The sequence below is a fragment of the Microbacterium sp. NPDC056569 genome (genome assembly GCF_042793475.1).
In the GTDB taxonomy this organism is placed as follows: domain Bacteria; phylum Actinomycetota; class Actinomycetes; order Actinomycetales; family Microbacteriaceae; genus Microbacterium.
On record NZ_JBHTUV010000010.1, the window covers coordinates 192,864 to 209,614 of the forward strand.

Genomic DNA, 16,751 nt, shown 5'->3' on the forward strand with positions numbered 1-16,751 from the left:
GTCTACGAGGACTCCCCCGGACCCGGCTGTGCGCGGAGCGCCTGCGCCCGGATGTCGGAGGCGACGCATACCGTGAACGGCATGAGCCGACCGCATCCCGAACAGCTGCCGCTGTGGGATGTGCCGGACTGGGTGCGCATGGTCGGAGTGTTCGACCTCGAGACCACGGGCATCGACGTCACCGCCGACCGCATCGTGACGGCTCACGTGGGCCTGCTGGACGCCTCGGGCCGCGTCATCCGTGCCCGCGACTGGCTCGCCGACCCCGGTGTCGAGATCCCCGAGGGCGCGAGTGCGATCCACGGGATCTCGACGGCGCACGCACAGGCCGACGGGCGACCCGCCGGCGAGGTGGTGGCCGAAGTCGTCGCGGCCGTACGCGCACTGCTCGATGCCGGCATCCCCGTCGTCGCGTACAACGCGCCGTTCGACTTCTCGCTGCTGAAGTACGAATCGATGCGCCACGGCGTCACGCCGATCGAGGATCCGTCGCCGGTCATCGACCCGCTGGTGGTCGACAAGGCGTACGACCGGTGGCGCAAGGGCAAGCGCACGCTCGAGGTCGTCGCCGCCCACTATGCCGTCCGGCTGGACGCCGCCCACGAGGCGTCGGCCGACGCGGTGGCGGCCGGCCGCGTGGCGCAGGCCCTCGCCGAGCGCTTCGCGCCGTGGCTGCCCGAGACCGTGCACGAGCTGCACACCCGCCAGATCGGCTGGGCCCGGGCTCAGGCCGAGAGCCTCACCGAGTACTTCGTCCGTATCGGGCGGATCGATCCCGATGAGCGCCTCGACGGCCGCTGGCCGATCCGCTGAGCGGCCAACGCAGAAGACCCCGCCGAAGCGGGGTCTTCCGGAAGTGCTCGAGGCTTACTTGGAGCCGCCGAAGTTCTTGAAGCGCTGGTTGAACTTCTCGACACGACCGGCCGAGTCCATGATGCGCTGCTTGCCCGTGTAGAACGGGTGCGAGGCGGACGAGATCTCGACATCGATGACGGGGTACTCGACGCCGTCGAGCTCGATCGTCTTGTCGCTGGTCACCGTCGAGCGGGTGAGGAAGGTCTCGCCCGAGCCGAGGTCACGGAACACGACGGCCTGGTAGTCCGGGTGGAGGTCAGTCTTCATGATGGTCCTTTGAGGATGGTGCCCTGGATTTTGCCAGGGCGGTCAAAGTCTGGGGTGCGAGCGCACCAAAGAAAGATTCTACCAGTCTCCTGCGCGGTCGCCGAACCGGCCGATCCGGGGCTCAGTGCGCGGCGCGCGCGGCGTAGCGACCGCCGTCTTCGCTGAGGCGGATCGGAACGCCGAAGGCGTCGGTCAGCGCCTCGGCGGTGAGGGTGTCGCGGATGGGACCGGACGCCACGGCCTGGCCGTCGCGCAGCAGCAGCACGTGGGTGAACCCGATGGGGATCTCTTCGACGTGGTGCGTCACCATGATCATCGCCGGCGTCGTGGGCGCCTGCGCGTAGCCGCCGAGCAGGATGAGCAGCTCTTCGCGCGCACCCAGGTCGAGGCTGGCGGTCGGCTCGTCCAGGAGCAGCAGCTCGGGGTCGGTCATGACGGCGCGGGCGATCTGCACGCGCTTCTGCTCGCCGTCGCTGAGGGTGCCGAAGGTGCGGTCGGCGAGGTGGTCGAGCTTCCACTCCGCGAGCACGCGCAGCGCACGACGCTCGTCGATGTCCTCATAGTCCTCCCGCCAGCGGCCGAGCACCGAGTACGCCGCCGTCAGGACGACGTTGAGCACGGTCTCCTCCGGCGGCACGCGACGCGCCATCGCGGAGGACGCGAACCCGATCCGGGGCCGCAGCTCGAAGACGTCGGTGCGGCCGAGGCGCTCGCCCATGATCGTCACCACGCCGGACGTGGGATGCAGCAGAGTGTCGGCCATCTGCAGCACGGTGGTCTTGCCGGCGCCGTTCGGTCCGAGGACCACCCAGCGCTCGTCGTCGTTGATAGTCCAGTCCAGGTGGTCGACGATGTTCCGGGCGTTTCGGCGGACGACGACGTCGGAGAACTCGAGCACCTGGGGCATGCTGACAGCCTATCGGCCGCCGGCGACCACCTCCGCGTACAGGGCGGCGGTCTGGTCGGCGATGCGCTGCCAGCTGAAGTCGTCCGTCGCACGCTTGCGGCCGGCGGCTCCGTACGCGCGGGCGCGCTCGGGATCGCTCACGACCTCGGTGAGCACGCGGGCGAGGTCTGCGACGTACCGCTCGGGGTCGGTCGGGGTGCCGGTGCCGTCCTGGACCTGCTCGATGGGCACCAGGCGACCGGTCACGCCGTCGACGACGACCTCGGGGATGCCGCCGGTCGCCGTCCCGACGACCGCGGCGCCGCAGGCCATCGCCTCGAGGTTGACGATCCCGAGGGGCTCGTAGACCGAGGGGCAGACGAACGTCGTGGCCGCGCTCAGGATCGTGCACAGCTCGTGGCGCGACAGCATCCGATCCAGCCACACCACGCCCTCGCGGGTCTCCTGCAGCCCGCGCACGAGGCCTTCGACCTCCGCCATGATCTGGGGCGTGTCGGGCGCGCCGGCAGCGAGGATCACCTGCACGTCGGCGGGCAGGCGCTCGGCGGCGCGGAGGAAGTAGGGCAAGCCCTTCTGGCGCGTGATGCGGCCGACGAACACCACGGACGGCTTGGCCGGGTCGATGCCCAGCTCGGCCAGCAGTGCGGGATCCTCGACGGGATGCCACGCCTCGACGTCGATGCCGTTGTAGATCACCCGCACGCGTTCGGGATCGAGCGAGGGGTAGCTGCGGAGGATGTCCTCGCGCATGCCGTTGCTCACCGCGACGATCGCGGCGGCACCCTCGTACGCCGTCTTCTCGATCCAGCTCGAGACGGCGTAGCCGCCGCCGAGCTGCTCGGCCTTCCACGGGCGCAGGGGCTCGAGGCTGTGGGCGGTCACGATGTGAGGGATGCCGTGCAGCAGCGACGCGAGGTGCCCCGCGAAGTTCGCGTACCAGGTGTGGCTGTGCACGACGTCGGCGCCCGCGACATCCGTCACGATCTCGAGATCCGTGCCGAGGGTCTGCACCGCGGCGTTCGCGGCGGCCAGCTCGGCCGGCACGCCGTAGGACGTGGTGCCGTCCTCGTCGCGCTCGGCGCCGAACGCGCGCACCCGCACGTCGATGCTGGAGCGCAGCGCCTTGACGAGCTCCGTCACGTGGACGCCGGCGCCACCGTAGATCTCGGGCGGGTACTCCTTGGTCACGATGTCGACGCGCATGGCACGAAACCTAATACACGTGGACGTCCGCGTGTAGCGGGTACCCGTAATCTCCCGCCGGCCCTAGGGTGGGTGCCATGCCAGCAGCGCCCAAGGTCTTCGGAATCATCCTCGCCGGCGGCGAAGGGAAGCGGCTGATGCCGTTGACCGCGGACCGCGCCAAGCCCGCAGTCCCGTTCGGCGGGCAGTACCGGCTCATCGACTTCGCGATCTCGAACCTGATCAACTCGGGCCTGAGGCAGATCGTGGTGCTGACGCAGTACAAGTCCCACAGCCTCGACCGCCACATCTCGCAGACCTGGCGGATGTCGGCGCTCCTGGACTCCTACGTCACCTCCGTGCCCGCGCAGCAGCGCCTCGGCAAGCGCTGGTTCTCGGGGTCGGCGGACGCGATCCTGCAGAGCCTCAACCTCATCAACGACGAGCAGCCCGACATCGTCGTCGTGATCGGCGCCGATCACGTCTACCGCATGGACTTCCGGCAGATGCTCGCCGCCCACATCGAATCGGGCGCGCGAGCCACGGTCGCCGGCATCCGTCAGCCGATCTCGCTCGCGAACCAGTTCGGCGTCATCGACGTCGATCCCGCAGATCCGGTGCGGATCCGCGAGTTCCTCGAGAAGCCGCAGAACGCGGTCGGCCTGTCCGACGCGCCGAACCAGGTGCTCGCCTCGATGGGCAACTACATCTTCGACACCGACGCTCTCATCGAGGCCGTCGAGTCCGACGGCGAGCTGCCGACGTCGAACCACGACATGGGCGGCGACATCATCCCCTATTTCGTGGATCGCGGCGAGTCCGGCGTCTACGACATGAACCGCAACGACGTGCCGGGATCGACGGACCGCGACCGCTACTACTGGCGCGATGTGGGAACCATCGACTCGTTCTTCGACGCTCACCGCGACCTGATCTCGACGCTCCCGGTCTTCAACCTCTACAACATGGACTGGCCGATCCACTCGCAGGCGGTCAACTCCCCGCCCGCGAAGTTCGTGCGCGACTCGGTCGGGCGCATCGGCAACGCGATCGACTCGATCGTGTCGCTCGGGTCGGTGCTCTCGGGCACGCATCTCGAGCGCAGCGTGGTCGGGCCGTGGACGCTCGCCGGCGGCGGATCGACCATCACCGACTCCGTGCTGTTCGACCACGTGCACGTCGGTGCCGGGGCGCGGGTGCACCGGGCGATCCTCGACAAGAACGTGGTGCTGGAGGACGGGGCGACCGTCGGCGTGGACCGCGACAAGGACCTCGCGCGCGGATTCACGATCACCGACAGCGGCATCACCGTCGTCGGCAAGGGGTTCCGCGTCGAGCGCTGACACACGGCGGAGGCGGCATCCGCGTCCGGCTAGCGTGGGAGCATGCCCGCTGCTCCCGCCCGCTTCCTCGTCGTGCTCGACGCCGACTCCACCCTCATCCGCAACGAGGTCATCGAACTGATCGCCGACCAGGCGGGGCGCGGAGCCGAGGTGGCGGCGGCCACAGAGGCCGCGATGCGCGGCGAGGTCGATTTCGCGACGAGCCTGCGCTCCCGTGTCGAAGCCCTCGAGGGGGTGCCGGTGACGGCGTTCGCGCGCGTGCTCGCGCGCATCGAGCCGACCCCGGGCGTGCGCGAGCTCATCGCGGCCGCGCACGAGCGCGGCGGCGTCGTGGGGGTGGTGTCGGGCGGGTTCCACGAGATCCTCGACACCGTGGCGCCCGACCTCGGTGTCGACGTGTGGCGGGCGAACCGGCTCGCGACGCGCGACGGCGTGCTGAGTGGCACCGTCGACGGCGGGATCGTGGATGCTGCGGGCAAGGCCGCCGCGCTGCGCGAATGGGCCGACGAGCGCGGCGTGCCCCTCAGCCGCACGCTGGCGATCGGCGACGGCGCCAACGACCTGGAGATGATGGCCGTCGCCGGACTCGGCGTCGCGTTCAACGCGAAGCCCGCGGTGCGGGAGCGCGCCGACGTGGTCGTCGGCCCGATCGACCTCGCCGAGGTCATCCCGCTGCTGCCGTAGGCCGCATCGCGACGGCGCCCGAGGGGTGTTCCGATGTCGGGGGTCGTCGATAGCGTCGGACCATGCACATCATCCTCGTTCCCGGCCTGTGGCTCGACGCGTCCTCATGGGGCGAGGTGACTCCGGCGCTCGAGGCGGCGGGGCACCGGACCCACCCGCTGACGATGCCGGGGGTCGGCGCACCGGCCGCCGCGAGCCGCGACATCGGCATGGCTGAGTGGATCGACGCGACCGTGGCGGCGATCGACCGACTCGACGGCGAGATCACGCTGGTCGGTCATTCCGGCGGTGGCAACGTGGTCTACGGTGCCCTCGACGCGCGCCCTGATCGCATCGCGCACATCGTCTTCCTCGACACCTTCCCTCAGGGCGACGGCGGCTCGATCTCCGAGCTTCCGGTCGTCGACGGCGTGGTTCCCTTCCCGGGGTGGGAGTTCTTCGACGAAGAAGAGGTCGGCGATCTCGATGCGCAGACCCGTGCCGATGCCGCGGCGCGCACCGCCTCGGTGCCCGAGCGCATCCCCACCGACCCGCTGCGGCTCACCGACGACAGACGGCGCTCCGTCCCCATGACCATGATCACCGGCACCATGCCGGAGGCGCAGATCCGCCAGATCATCGCCGCCGCACCGGACTGGGCTGCGGAACTCGTGGCCGTCGAGGACCTCCAGATCATCCAGCTCAACGACGAGGGTGAACCCACGGGCCACTGGCCGCAGTTCTCGCAGCCGGGCGCCGTCGCCGAGGCGATCCTGCGCGCGATCGGCTGAGCGCTGCGGCGTGGGTTCAGTGCCCCATGCCGAGGCCGCCGTCGACCGGGATCACGGCGCCGGAGATGTAGGCCGCGTCGTCCGACGCGATCCACGTCACGACGCCGGCGACCTCGTCGGGAGAGGCGAAACGCCCGGCGGGGATGTTCTTCTTGTACTCGGCCTGCGTCTCGTCCGAGAGCTCGGCCGTCATGTCGGTCTCGATGAAGCCGGGAGCCACGACGTTGGCCGTGATCCCGCGGCCGCCGAGCTCACGGGTGAGGGAGCGGGCGAAGCCCACGAGCGCGCTCTTGGAGGCGGCGTAGTTGATCTGTCCCGCCGAGCCGTACAGCCCGACGACGCTCGAGATGAGCACGACGCGGCCCCAGCGAGCACGCAGCATGCCCTTGGAGGCGCGCTTGACGACGCGGAACGCGCCGCCGAGGTTCGTGGAGACCACGCTGTCGAAGTCCTCCTCGGTCATGCGCAGGAGGAGGGTGTCCTTTGTGATGCCGGCGTTCGCGACGACGATCCCGACCGGGCCCAGGGCGGTCTCGACCTCGGTGAACGCGGCGTCGACGGCTGCAGCATCCGTCACGTCCGCCCGCACGGTGAGCGTGCCCTCGGGACCCTCGCCGGAGCGTGCGGTGACGGCGACCTTGTAGCCCTCGGCGACGAAGCGCTCCGCGATGGCGCGGCCGATGCCGCGGTTTCCGCCGGTGACGAGGACGACGCGATCGGTGGACATGCTGGCACTCCCGGGGTTGTGGCGGATCCGCACCAGCCTACCGGCGGACGCCCGCACGACCGGCCCGTTTGACACCCCACGGCGGCGCTGGGACTCTGGTCCCAGACACAGACGAAAGGCCTCGCCGTGAGCGACAACACCCCGCAGAACCCCGCACCGGAACCGGGCGCGTACCCGCCGGTTCCGCCCGCTCCGGCCGCGGATCAGCCCGCCCCGCCCACGCCGGGCGCGTACCCCCCTCCCGCCCAGGGCGCCTATCCCCCGCCCGCGTACGGTGCACCCGCGGCACCCGCGTACGGCAGCGCACCCGCGTACGGCGCGGCGCCCGCGTACGGAGCCGCCCCGGGCTACGGGTACGGCGCACCGGCGAAGACGAACACGCTCGCGATCGTGTCGCTCATCGCGTCGATCTCGAGCTTCGTGATCCTCCCGTTCATCGGCTCGGTCGTCGGCGTGATCACCGGTCACATGTCGCTCAACCAGCTCAAGACGAGCGGCGAGCAGGGACGCGGCATGGCTCTCGCCGGCACGATCGTCGGCTGGGTCGGCCTGGGCCTGACGGTCCTCGGCATCATCGCCGCGATCTTCTTCTTCGTGTTCCTCGCCGGGGTCTACGGGCAGTACGGCTCGTACAGCGCGTACGGCTCCTGAACCGGTCGCCCCGGGACCCGTTCCCGGGGCGACCGCCCGGTGCAACCGGCGTACCCTGGAAGTACCGTGAAGAGTTCCAGCCACGCCCCGTCGGCGACATCCCTGCCGCGTTCCCCACGCGACGACGTCGACGCGCGCTCGACCCGGTATCTGGTGACGATGGGCATCCGCGTCGCCTGCTTCATCCTCATGGTGGTCATCACGCCGTACGGCTGGTACACGTGGGTGTTCGGCGCCGCGGCGATCTTCCTGCCGTACATCGCGGTCGTCTCCGCGAACGTCGGGCAGGAGGGCCGGCGCAACCGCCGCGAGGACCCGGAGCCCGCCCTGCCCGCCACTCCGTCCGCACCGCCGCCCGAGACCCGCATCATCCGCGTCGAAGAGACCCGGGCGATCACCGACGACGATCCGGACCGGACCGCATGAGCGACGGCGAACGCGATCAGGTCGTCGACGCGATCTGCTCGCGGGCAGGATGCCGCGCCCCGGCGCGATGGCGCATCGACTGGCGCAATCCCCGCATCCACGCGGAGGACCGCCGCAAGACCTGGGTCGCGTGCGATGAGCACGTGGCGTACCTCCGCGAGTTCCTGGCGGCCCGCGACTTCCCGGTGTCGGTCTCCCCGCTGACCCCGACGGAGGCCGCGCGATGAGCCCCCGCGCCGTCAGCATGCAGAATCTGCCCCGGGCGGGCCGGTGGGCGATCTACATCGCCCTCGCCGTCGTGTTCGCGATCGCGTGCGCCTTCCTGTCGAACTGGCAGTTCACCCGCAACCAGGAGCGCTCGGCGCAGCTCGACCTCGTCGCCGAGAACTACGACGCGGCGCCGGTGCCGCTGGCCGAGCTCATCCCCGCCGACGGGGAGTTCGCCGCGCAGGACGAATGGCATCCGGTGATCCTCACCGGGACCTACCTGGCCGACGAGCAGGTCCTCGTCCGCAACCGTCCGCACGGAGGCACCTCTGCCTTCGAGGTGCTCGTCCCGTTCCGCCTCGACGACGGGCGCGTGCTGCTCGTCGATCGCGGCTGGGTGCCGCCGGGCAAGGACCAGCCCGTTCCCGACGCGATCCCCGCTCCCCCTTCCGGCGAGGCGACGGTGATCGTGCGGCTGCGGCCGGGCGAGGCGCTGCCGTCGTCGGGGCGCTCCGCGCCCGAAGGCCAGGTGCCGACGATCAACCTCGGCCTCGTCGCCGACACGATCTCGCCGGACGCGGGTGAGGACCTCGAGAAGAGCGCCTATGGCGTCCTGATGTCGGAGGACCCGGCGCCGGCGACCACGCCGAGCGCGCTCGAGCCGCCGTCGGACGACCCCGGGCCGCACCTCTCGTACGCGATCCAGTGGATCCTGTTCGCGGTCATGGGCTTCGTATTCATCGGCTACGTCATCCGCACCGAGCGCCGTCACCGCCGCGAGGACGCGGAGGACGCCCAGTCGGCGATCGACGCGACGGATGCTGAGACCCCCGCGCCGCCGGCACCCCGCCGTCGCCGCGATCGCGACGCCGAGGACGAGGACGCCCTCCTCGACGCCACGGGCCGCTGACCCCGAGCACGGAGTCGGAACGCCGCGGCGACACGCCGGGTGGCGGCATCCGTGTCCGGCGCGTCGCGCAAGACCTCCGACGCCGTGCGCGCTGCCGACGGGCTACGCGAGAGAGACGAGGTCGGCGTAGTCGCGGCCCCAGATGTCTTCGACGCCGTCGGGCAGGATGAGCACGCGCTCGGGGTTGAGCGCCTCGACGGCGCCCTCGTCGTGCGACACGAGCACGACGGCCCCCTCGTAGTGCGCGAGCGCCCCGAGGATCTCTTCCCGCGATGCGGGGTCGAGGTTGTTCGTGGGCTCGTCGAGCAGCAGCATGTTCGCCGACGACACGACGAGCGTCGCGAGCGAGAGGCGCGTCTTCTCGCCGCCCGACAGAACGCCCGCGGGCTTCAGCACGTCGTCGCCGGTGAACAGGAACGAGCCGAGCACCTTGCGGGCCTCGGTCGCCGTGATGTCGGGCGCCGCCGACATCATGTTCTCGAGCACCGAGCGCGAGACGTCGAGGTTCTCGTGCTCCTGGGCGTAGTACCCGATCTTGAGTCCGTGACCGGGCTCGAGCTGGCCGGTGTCGGGCTGGTCGACACCCGCGAGGATGCGCAGCAGCGTCGTCTTCCCCGCGCCGTTGAGCCCCAGGATCACGACCTTCGAACCACGGTCGATGGCGAGGTCCACGTCGGTGAAGATCTCGAGCGAGCCGTACGACTTCGACAGGCCCGATGCCATGAGGGGTGTCTTGCCGCAGGGTGCGGGCTTCGGGAAGCGCAGCTTCGCGACACGCTCCTCCTGGCGCACCTCGTCGAGCCCGGCGAGCATCTTCTCGGCGCGCGCCACCATCTGATGGGCGGCAGCGGCCTTCGACGCCTTGGCCCCGAACCGGGCCGCCTGCTGCTGCAGCACGGTGGCCTTCTTCTCGACGTTGGCCCGCTCCTTCTTGCGGCGCTCCTCGTCGGCCACCCGCTGGCGCAGGTAGTTCTTCCAGTTCATGTTGTAGACGTCGATGACCTGGCGGTTCGCATCGAGGTAGAAGACGCGGTTCACGGTCTCGCCGACGAGCTCGACGTCGTGCGAGATCACGATGAGCCCGCCCTTGTAGCCCTTGAGGAACTCGCGCAGCCACACGACGCTGTCGGCGTCGAGGTGGTTGGTCGGCTCGTCGAGGATCATCGTCTGCGCGTCCGAGAACAGGATGCGCGCGAGTTCGATGCGGCGCCGCTGACCGCCCGACAGGGTCTTCAGAGGCTGGTCGAGGATGCGGTCCGGCAGCGAGAGGTTGTGGGCGATCGACGCCGCTTCGGCCTCGGCCGCGTAGCCGCCGAGCGCCTCGAAGCGCTCGGTGAGGTTCGCGTACTTGCGCATCGCCTTCGCAGCGACCGCCTCGTCGCCGTCGCCCATCGCGAGGGATGCCTCGTGCATGCCGATCGCGAGCGTGCCGAGGCCGCGGGCGTCGAGGATGCGCGTGCGCGCCAGCATCTCGGGGTCCCCTGAGCGCGGGTCCTGCGGCAGGTAGCCGAGCTCGCCGGAGCGCTCGACCTTGCCGTCCGCGGGGATGAGGTCGCCTGCGAGCACCTTGGTCAGCGTCGTCTTGCCGGCGCCGTTGCGGCCGACGAGACCGATCTTGTCGCCGTCCGAGACGCGGAAGGAGACGTCCGACATGAGCACGCGGGCGCCCACGCGGATCTCGAGGTCGTGCACGGCGAGCACAGCGGAAGTCCGATCCGTCGATGGAGATGGGGAGGTGGCCGAACGGCCAGCCTCCCAGTATACGGGGCGCACCCCACCCCCGGTTCGCCCGGATACGTCTGCAGAGGGACCCGGGTCGATACCTCAGAGGGATGCCGCGGCCCGTACCGCGCGCATACCGTTCCGGGGTGGATCTCATCTCCGACCTCGTTCTCCAGGCCGTTGCGTCCCCGTGGCTGTACCTCGCGATGTTCGCCGTGGCGCTGATCGACGGCTTCTTCCCGCCGGTGCCGAGCGAGACGCTGCTCGTCGCAGCGGCGGCGGTCGCAGCATCCACCGGTGATCCTCACCTTGTCGCACTCGGCGTCGCGGCGGCGGTGGGAGCCGTCGTCGGAGACAACATCGCCTTCGCGATCGGCCGGCGGACCGGCACGACGAGATTCGCGTGGATGCGACGACCGCGCGTGGCAGGTGCCTTGGTCCGGGCGGGCGGCGCGCTCGATCGACGAGGGGCCGCGCTCATCCTGGGGGCGCGCTTCATCCCCATCGGGCGCGTGGCGGTCAACGTGTCGGCCGGTGCCCTGGCCTACCCGTGGCGGCGGTTCGCCGCGCTGACGGTGGCGGCAGGCGCATGCTGGGCCGCGTACAGCATCGCGATCGGGCTGCTGGCAGGCACCTGGCTGAAGGACCAGCCGCTGCTGAGCGCGGGGCTCGGGGTCGTGCTGGCGATCGGGCTCGGGCTCGTCCTCGACCGCCTCGTCGCCCTGCGCGCCCGCCGCGCCGCTCCCGCCCCGGGTGCGAGCGCCTCACGGCTGACAGGATGACATCGTGCGCGACACCTCTTCGCCCGTGAGCGCCCCGCCGCGGCCGTGGCGCCGCCCGAACGTCCGGACGGCTGCCTTCGGCGCGCTGGCGCTCACCGCCGTCGCCCTCTTCTCGGTGCTCGTGCCCGTGCTGATCACGCTCTACCGTCAGCCTGCGGCCTTCGCGTTCCTGTGCGGGTCACTCGCCTGCGCCGCGCCGGTGCTGGCGGTGCGGTTCCCCCGGTGGGCGACCGCGCTCTTCGTCACCTCGGCGATCGCGCTGCCCCTTCCGGTCGCCGAACTCGGCGGCGAGGAGTGGCCCTGGCCATGGTCGGTGCCCGCGATGCTCGCGCTCATCCTCTTCGTCGGCGTGCTGGCGATCGTCCACGGGTGGCGCCTCGCCGTGGTCGCCTGGATCCTCTCCATCGCCGGAACCCTCGCGGTGGCCTTCACGCTGTCGGGCGCCTATCCCCTGGTCGCCGCCATCGTGAACCTGGTCATCGTCACGTCGGTGTCGGGCGCCGCGCTGCTGGTGGCCGTCCTCGTCGCCAGCCGGCTGCGCGTCGGCGCCGAGCTCACGCGGGAGCGCGAGCTGGCAGCACTCGAGCAGTCCCGTCGCCTGCTCGTCGAGGAGCGCACCCGCATCGCCCGGGAGCTGCACGACGTGGTCGCGCACGGGATGTCTCTCATCCAGGTGCAGGCGTCCACCGCGCGGTACCGGGTGCCGGGTCTGCCCGACGCGGCGATCCACGAGTTCGACGACATCGCCCGCACCGCCCGCGAGGGGCTCACCGAGATGCGCCGCCTGCTCGGCGTGCTGCGCACCGACGATCAGCCGCAGGAGCTGGCGCCGCAGCAGGGGCTGCGCGACATCCCGGATCTCGTGCAGGCGCTGCGACGCGCGGGCGCCGACATCGAGGCCTCCCTCGCGCCGGCACCGGACGCGGTGCCGGCCGCGGTCGACGTCGCGGCTTTCCGCATCGTGCAGGAAGCGCTGAGCAATGCCGTGCGGCACGCCCCGCACTCCCGCATCGAGCTCACCCTGGAGACGGATGCCGCGGCCGTGCGTCTGCACGTCCGCAACGGGTCGTCCGGCGAGGCCGAGCGCGGTGCGCCGGAGCGGGGCCACGGCCTCCTCGGCATGCGCGAGCGCGCCGCGCTCGTGGGCGGGACGGTGAGCGCCGGGCCGGACGCGGACGGCGGCTGGACCGTGCGGGCCGTCCTCCCGCTCACGGGACCTGTCCCGGCGGCTCCCCCGGCCCGGATCGACGGAGGCTCACAATGACCATCAGCGTGCTCGTCGCCGACGACCAGGCCATGGTGCGCGCGGGTTTCGCGGCGCTCCTGGACGCGCAGGAGGATGTCCGCGTCGTCGGCCAGGCCGCCGACGGGGCCGAGGCTGTCGCCCTCTCCGCGCGGCTGAACCCAGACGTCGTGCTGATGGACGTCCGCATGCCGGAGCTCGACGGCATCGCCGCCACACGTCGCATCCTGGGTCCGGCCTACCCCGCCGCGCACGTTCCGCGCATCCTCATGCTCACGACGTTCGACATCGACGACTACGTCTACGACGCGCTCGAGGCCGGCGCCAGCGGCTTCCTGCTCAAGGACGCGCTGCCAGAGGATCTCGTCCATGCCGTCCGCGTCGTCGCGGCCGGCGACGCGCTCCTGGCGCCGAGCGTGACGCGACGCATGATCGAGCACTTCGCGGCACGGCGGCCGCGCGCGGGGCGTGCCGCCGCGATGCTGGGCGAGCTCACCGAGCGCGAGCGCGAGGTCCTCACCCTCATCGGGGGTGGCCGATCCAACGCTGAGATCGCCGCCGACCTGTTCATCTCGGAGCAGACGGTCAAGACGCACGTCGGCAAGGTGCTCGCCAAGCTCGGCGCGCGCGACCGCGTGCAGGCGGTGATCTTCGCGTACGACGCGGGTCTGGTCGAGCCCGCCGGCTGATCCCCCTGCGGGGTGAGGACGAGACCACCCCAGAAGGCGATGTCCTCCGACTCACCGCGTTCCTAGCCTTCCCGGGACGCATTCCGAGGAGGATCCATGACCACCATTCTCGCCGCCACCGCGGCACCCCCGCCCGCCGCCTCCGGCAGGGACCGCGCGATCGACTTCGTGCGCGCGATGTGCGTCATCGGCGTGGTCGTCCTGCACGCCATGATGGTCGGCGTCGGCGTCGGGGATGGCGGCCCGTCGTTCGTCAACGCCAGCGACGGGACGTGGTGGATCGTCCCGCTCAGCTGGGTGCTCCAGGTGATGCCCCTCTTCTTCGTGATCGGCGGGTTCTCGGGCGCCACCGCGTTCCGGCGCGCTCGCGCGCGGGGCGGCGAGGGTCCGGGCTTCGTCGCCGGGCGGATCCACCGCCTCCTGCTGCCCGCGCTGGTCACGATCGCCACCGCGGGCGTGATCCTCGCGCTTCTCGCGGCCGTGGGCACCCCACCGGACCTCATCGCCCTCGCAGGCTTCCGGTTCTCGCAGCCGCTGTGGTTCCTCGGCGTGTTCCTCGTCTGCCAGGCCCTGCTGCCGGCGCTCGTTCGGCTGCACGAAGACGCGCCCCTCCGGACGATCGCGGTGCTCGCCGTGGGTGCGGCGGTCGTCGACGTGATCCGCCTCGGCACGGGCATCGACGCGCTCGGCTACCTCAACCTCGCCTTCGTGTGGCTGACTCTGCAGCAGCTCGGCTTCTTCCTGGCGGACGGGAGGATCGACGCCCTGTCCCGCCGCGCGCGCCGGCTGGCGGCGGCCACCGCCGTCGCTGCGCTCGCCGCCGCGTTCGCGACCGGCATCCACTCTCCCGATCTGGTGGCGAACATCAACCCGCCGACGACGGCGCTGCTGCTCGTCGGCGTCGCCCACACCGCTCTCTTCTCGCTGTTCCGCGGACGGCTGGAAGAGCTGGCCGCGCGGCGCGTCCCCGCCGCCGTCACGCGGTTCGTCACGCCGCGCGCGATGACCGTCTACCTGTGGCACATGCCCGTGCTGCTGTGCCTGGCCGGGCTGGCGGCCCTCGGCGCGATGGTCACCACCCTGCCGCTCCCTGCGGTCGACGGCGCGGGGTGGTGGCTCTCGCGCCCGGCATGGCTGGCGCTCGCGCTCGCGGCGACAGCGATCGTCGCATGGCCGCTCGCCCGCATCGAGGCGATTCCCTCGCCGCGCAGCACGCGCTCGGCCTGGCGCGTCGCCCTCGCGACCGCGGCCGGAACGTCGGCTGTCGCGCTTCTGCTGGTAGCGGGCACGAGCGTTCTCGCCGCGGCCGTCGCCGCTGCGCTCCTCGCCATCGCGCTCCGGCTCGCACGCGCACCGCGGGCACGCGCTCGTAGGAGCCGGACAGCGGATCCGTGGATCATTCGTGGATCCCGTCCAAGAACCGGCCCCGCCCTCCCCCTAGGCTGAGTGCCATGTCATCCATCGCCGCCGTCCCGACCGCCTCCGCCGGCACCCGTCGCGTGCTCGCCGACGTCATCGCCCGCCCGTCCTCGCGCGCCCGCGCGTTCGCCCTCGATGCCGGACTCGTCATCGCCGGCGCGACCATCGTCGCCCTCCTCGCCCAGGTCGAGATCCCGCTGTGGCCCGTGCCGATCACGGGCCAGACGCTGGGGGTCATCGTCGTCGGCGCCGCCCTCGGCGCATGGCGCGGTGCGGCGGCCCTCACGACCTACATGCTCGTCGGCCTCGCGGGCCTCCCGGTGTTCGCCGGCTTCACCGGCACCGTCGCCGCCGTGGGCAAGCCCAGCTTCGGGTTCGTGATCGGGTTCATCTTCTCGGCGTTCGTCGCCGGCTGGTTCGCCCAGCGCGCCTGGGACCGCCGTCCTGCGCTGGCGTTCCTCGGCTTCGCCGCCGCCAGCGTCGTGCCGTTCCTGTTCGGCATCCCCTACATGGCGTTCATCCTCAACGTCGTGATGGGCCTGGACTACTCGTTCGGCGCGCTCCTCGAGGTCGGCCTGCTGCCTTTCATCGTCGGCGGTCTCATCAAGGCCGCGCTCGCGGCGGCGATCATCCCGGGTGCGTGGGCGCTCGTCCGCAAGGCGGATCAGACCAAGAACTGAACGGATGCTGCGGCCCGCAGCATCCGTCATATCGAAAGCCCCGGCGCCACAGCCGGGGCTTTCGCATTCCCCGGACTGTGACGGGACGGATTCGCGATCTGGGAAACTGCTGGGTAAGGTTGGCCTTACCCGCCCTCGCTAAGGGCATCCTTACCTAAAAACTTCTCGGAGGATTTCCGTGCGCCTCAACCGCCCCGTCGCCGCCACGGCGACGCTCGCCATCGCCGCGATCGCCCTCGTCGGATGCGCCAGTTCGGCCGCCGACACCACCGACGACACCGCCGCGGGCGGGTCGGGCGCAGGGTTCCCCGTCACGATCGAGCACGCGTTCGGCGAGACCGTCGTCGAGTCCAAGCCCGAGCGCGTGGCGACCGTCGCCTGGTCCAACCAGGAGGTGCCGATCGCCCTCGGCGTCGTGCCGGTCGGCATGGCGGAGGTCACGTGGGGCGACGACGACGGCGACGGCGTGCTGCCGTGGGTCGAGGACCAGCTCGAGGAGCTCGGCGCCGAGACGCCCGTCCTGTTCGACGAGGCCGACGGCATCGACTTCGAGGCCGTCGCCGACACGCAGCCCGACGTCATCCTCGCCGCCTACTCGGGGCTCACGCAGGAGGAGTACGACACCCTGTCGAAGATCGCTCCCGTCGTCGCGTACCCCGAGGTCGCGTGGGGCACCTCCTACGAAGACATGATCCGTCTCAACTCGAAGGCGCTGGGCCTGTCGGAGGAGGGCGACGCGCTCATCGAGGAGCTCCACGGCGAGGTCGACGCGGCGCTGGCGGACTACCCCGGGCTCGCCGACTCCAAGGTGCTGTTCTCGTACATCGACCCGTCGGACTTCAGCCAGATCGGCTTCTACACGAGCCTCGACACCCGCCCCGGCTTCCTCGAGGGCCTCGGGTTCCCCGTGCCCGCCGTCGTCGAGGAGGAGTCGGACGGCGTCCAGTTCTACACCTCGGTGAGCGCCGAGCAGGCCGACCGCTTCGCCGACGTCGACGTGTTCGTCACCTACGGCGACGCGAGCGGCTCCATCATCGCGCAGCTGCAGGCCGACCCTCTGCTGTCGCAGATCCCGGCGATCGCCGAGGGCCGCATCGCGATCCTCGAAGAGGCGACTCCGCTGGCGGCCTCCGCCAACCCGTCGCCGCTGTCGATCGGCTGGGGCGTCGACCAGTACTTCGCACTGCTCAACGATGCCCTCGTCGCCGGCTGACCCCGGCAGGAATTCGATCGGGTGACCGTCACCGAGACCCGCGCACCGCTGCCGGACGCCGCAACCCTGCGGCG

19 protein-coding genes are annotated in these 16,751 nt (G+C 71.2%); 14 read left to right on the forward strand and 5 right to left on the reverse strand.

Annotated features, from left to right (window positions below; genetic code table 11):
* Window positions 1-81: 81 nt before the first annotated feature.
* Complete coding sequence (locus tag ACFQ7C_RS13480) at window positions 82-813, forward strand: exonuclease domain-containing protein (protein WP_378901837.1); 732 nt, start codon at window positions 82-84, stop codon at window positions 811-813.
* 54 nt (window positions 814-867) lie between these two features.
* On the opposite strand, the gene ACFQ7C_RS13485 is transcribed toward ACFQ7C_RS13480, so the two are convergent.
* The 3 genes from ACFQ7C_RS13485 to glgA form a co-directional block, all read right to left on the reverse strand.
* Entirely contained in the window at window positions 868-1,122 is a 255-nt protein-coding gene (locus ACFQ7C_RS13485; RefSeq protein WP_045302322.1) for a type B 50S ribosomal protein L31, read from the reverse strand.
* A gap of 121 nt (window positions 1,123-1,243) precedes the next feature.
* The gene (locus ACFQ7C_RS13490; protein WP_378901842.1) at window positions 1,244-2,029 is read right to left on the reverse strand and encodes an ABC transporter ATP-binding protein; all 786 of its coding nucleotides are present in this window, start codon (window positions 2,027-2,029) and stop codon (window positions 1,244-1,246) included.
* A gap of 9 nt (window positions 2,030-2,038) precedes the next feature.
* The gene (glgA, locus tag ACFQ7C_RS13495; protein ID WP_378901845.1) at window positions 2,039-3,232 is read right to left on the reverse strand and encodes a glycogen synthase; all 1,194 of its coding nucleotides are present in this window, start codon (window positions 3,230-3,232) and stop codon (window positions 2,039-2,041) included.
* A 77-nt stretch (window positions 3,233-3,309) separates the two neighbouring features.
* Here glgA and ACFQ7C_RS13500 point away from each other — a divergent pair, with 77 nt between their 5' ends.
* The 3 genes from ACFQ7C_RS13500 to ACFQ7C_RS13510 all read left to right on the forward strand — a co-directional run bounded on the left by ACFQ7C_RS13500 (window position 3,310) and on the right by ACFQ7C_RS13510 (window position 6,008).
* The gene (locus ACFQ7C_RS13500) at window positions 3,310-4,554 is read left to right on the forward strand and encodes a glucose-1-phosphate adenylyltransferase (RefSeq protein ID WP_378901848.1); all 1,245 of its coding nucleotides are present in this window, start codon (window positions 3,310-3,312) and stop codon (window positions 4,552-4,554) included.
* Between the two features lie 42 nt (window positions 4,555-4,596).
* Complete coding sequence (serB, locus tag ACFQ7C_RS13505; RefSeq protein WP_378901851.1) at window positions 4,597-5,238, forward strand: phosphoserine phosphatase SerB; 642 nt, start codon at window positions 4,597-4,599, stop codon at window positions 5,236-5,238.
* A gap of 62 nt (window positions 5,239-5,300) precedes the next feature.
* Entirely contained in the window at window positions 5,301-6,008 is a 708-nt protein-coding gene (locus tag ACFQ7C_RS13510; RefSeq protein ID WP_378901854.1) for an alpha/beta fold hydrolase, read from the forward strand.
* Window positions 6,009-6,024: 16 nt separating this feature from the next.
* On the opposite strand, the gene fabG is transcribed toward ACFQ7C_RS13510, so the two are convergent.
* Window positions 6,025-6,735 (reverse strand): 3-oxoacyl-ACP reductase FabG, encoded by a 711-nt coding sequence (gene fabG, locus ACFQ7C_RS13515; RefSeq protein ID WP_378901857.1) that lies wholly within the window; start codon window positions 6,733-6,735, stop codon window positions 6,025-6,027.
* A 126-nt stretch (window positions 6,736-6,861) separates the two neighbouring features.
* Between fabG and ACFQ7C_RS13520 the strand changes: the two genes are divergently transcribed.
* From ACFQ7C_RS13520 to ACFQ7C_RS13535, 4 genes are all read left to right on the forward strand, one after another.
* Window positions 6,862-7,386 carry a DUF4190 domain-containing protein gene (locus tag ACFQ7C_RS13520; protein ID WP_378901860.1) on the forward strand — a complete coding sequence of 175 codons (525 nt, stop codon included), beginning with the start codon at window positions 6,862-6,864 and terminating at the stop codon, window positions 7,384-7,386.
* 66 nt (window positions 7,387-7,452) lie between these two features.
* Window positions 7,453-7,812: a DUF3099 domain-containing protein gene (locus ACFQ7C_RS13525; protein ID WP_378901863.1), complete on the forward strand. Its 360-nt coding sequence runs from the start codon at window positions 7,453-7,455 to the stop codon at window positions 7,810-7,812.
* A complete protein-coding gene (locus ACFQ7C_RS13530; RefSeq protein ID WP_378901866.1) occupies window positions 7,809-8,039 on the forward strand; it encodes a hypothetical protein in 231 nt (76 codons plus the stop codon). The genes ACFQ7C_RS13525 and ACFQ7C_RS13530 overlap by 4 nt, the downstream gene beginning before the upstream one ends.
* Window positions 8,036-8,929, forward strand: a complete 894-nt coding sequence (locus ACFQ7C_RS13535) for an SURF1 family protein (protein ID WP_378901868.1) — start codon at window positions 8,036-8,038, stop codon at window positions 8,927-8,929. The genes ACFQ7C_RS13530 and ACFQ7C_RS13535 overlap by 4 nt, the downstream gene beginning before the upstream one ends.
* A 102-nt stretch (window positions 8,930-9,031) precedes the next feature.
* Here ACFQ7C_RS13535 and ACFQ7C_RS13540 read toward each other — a convergent pair whose 3' ends face one another.
* Entirely contained in the window at window positions 9,032-10,630 is a 1,599-nt protein-coding gene (locus ACFQ7C_RS13540; protein WP_159844433.1) for an ABC-F family ATP-binding cassette domain-containing protein, read from the reverse strand.
* A 167-nt stretch (window positions 10,631-10,797) separates the two neighbouring features.
* On the opposite strand from ACFQ7C_RS13540, the gene ACFQ7C_RS13545 reads away from it, so the two are divergent.
* The 6 genes from ACFQ7C_RS13545 (at window position 10,798) to ACFQ7C_RS13570 (ending at window position 16,677) form a co-directional block, all read left to right on the forward strand.
* The gene (locus tag ACFQ7C_RS13545) at window positions 10,798-11,433 is read left to right on the forward strand and encodes a DedA family protein (RefSeq protein WP_378901870.1); all 636 of its coding nucleotides are present in this window, start codon (window positions 10,798-10,800) and stop codon (window positions 11,431-11,433) included.
* 4 nt (window positions 11,434-11,437) lie between these two features.
* A complete protein-coding gene (locus ACFQ7C_RS13550; protein ID WP_378901873.1) occupies window positions 11,438-12,697 on the forward strand; it encodes a sensor histidine kinase in 1,260 nt (419 codons plus the stop codon).
* Entirely contained in the window at window positions 12,694-13,365 is a 672-nt protein-coding gene (locus ACFQ7C_RS13555) for a response regulator (RefSeq protein ID WP_378901876.1), read from the forward strand. The genes ACFQ7C_RS13550 and ACFQ7C_RS13555 overlap by 4 nt, the downstream gene beginning before the upstream one ends.
* Window positions 13,366-13,461: 96 nt before the next feature.
* The gene (locus ACFQ7C_RS13560; RefSeq protein ID WP_378901879.1) at window positions 13,462-14,811 is read left to right on the forward strand and encodes an acyltransferase; all 1,350 of its coding nucleotides are present in this window, start codon (window positions 13,462-13,464) and stop codon (window positions 14,809-14,811) included.
* 5 nt (window positions 14,812-14,816) lie between these two features.
* On the forward strand, window positions 14,817-15,464 hold the full coding sequence (locus tag ACFQ7C_RS13565; protein ID WP_378901882.1) for a biotin transporter BioY: 648 nt from the start codon (window positions 14,817-14,819) through the stop codon (window positions 15,462-15,464).
* A 178-nt stretch (window positions 15,465-15,642) separates the two neighbouring features.
* The gene (locus ACFQ7C_RS13570; protein ID WP_378901885.1) at window positions 15,643-16,677 is read left to right on the forward strand and encodes an iron-siderophore ABC transporter substrate-binding protein; all 1,035 of its coding nucleotides are present in this window, start codon (window positions 15,643-15,645) and stop codon (window positions 16,675-16,677) included.
* Window positions 16,678-16,751: the final 74 nt, after the last annotated feature.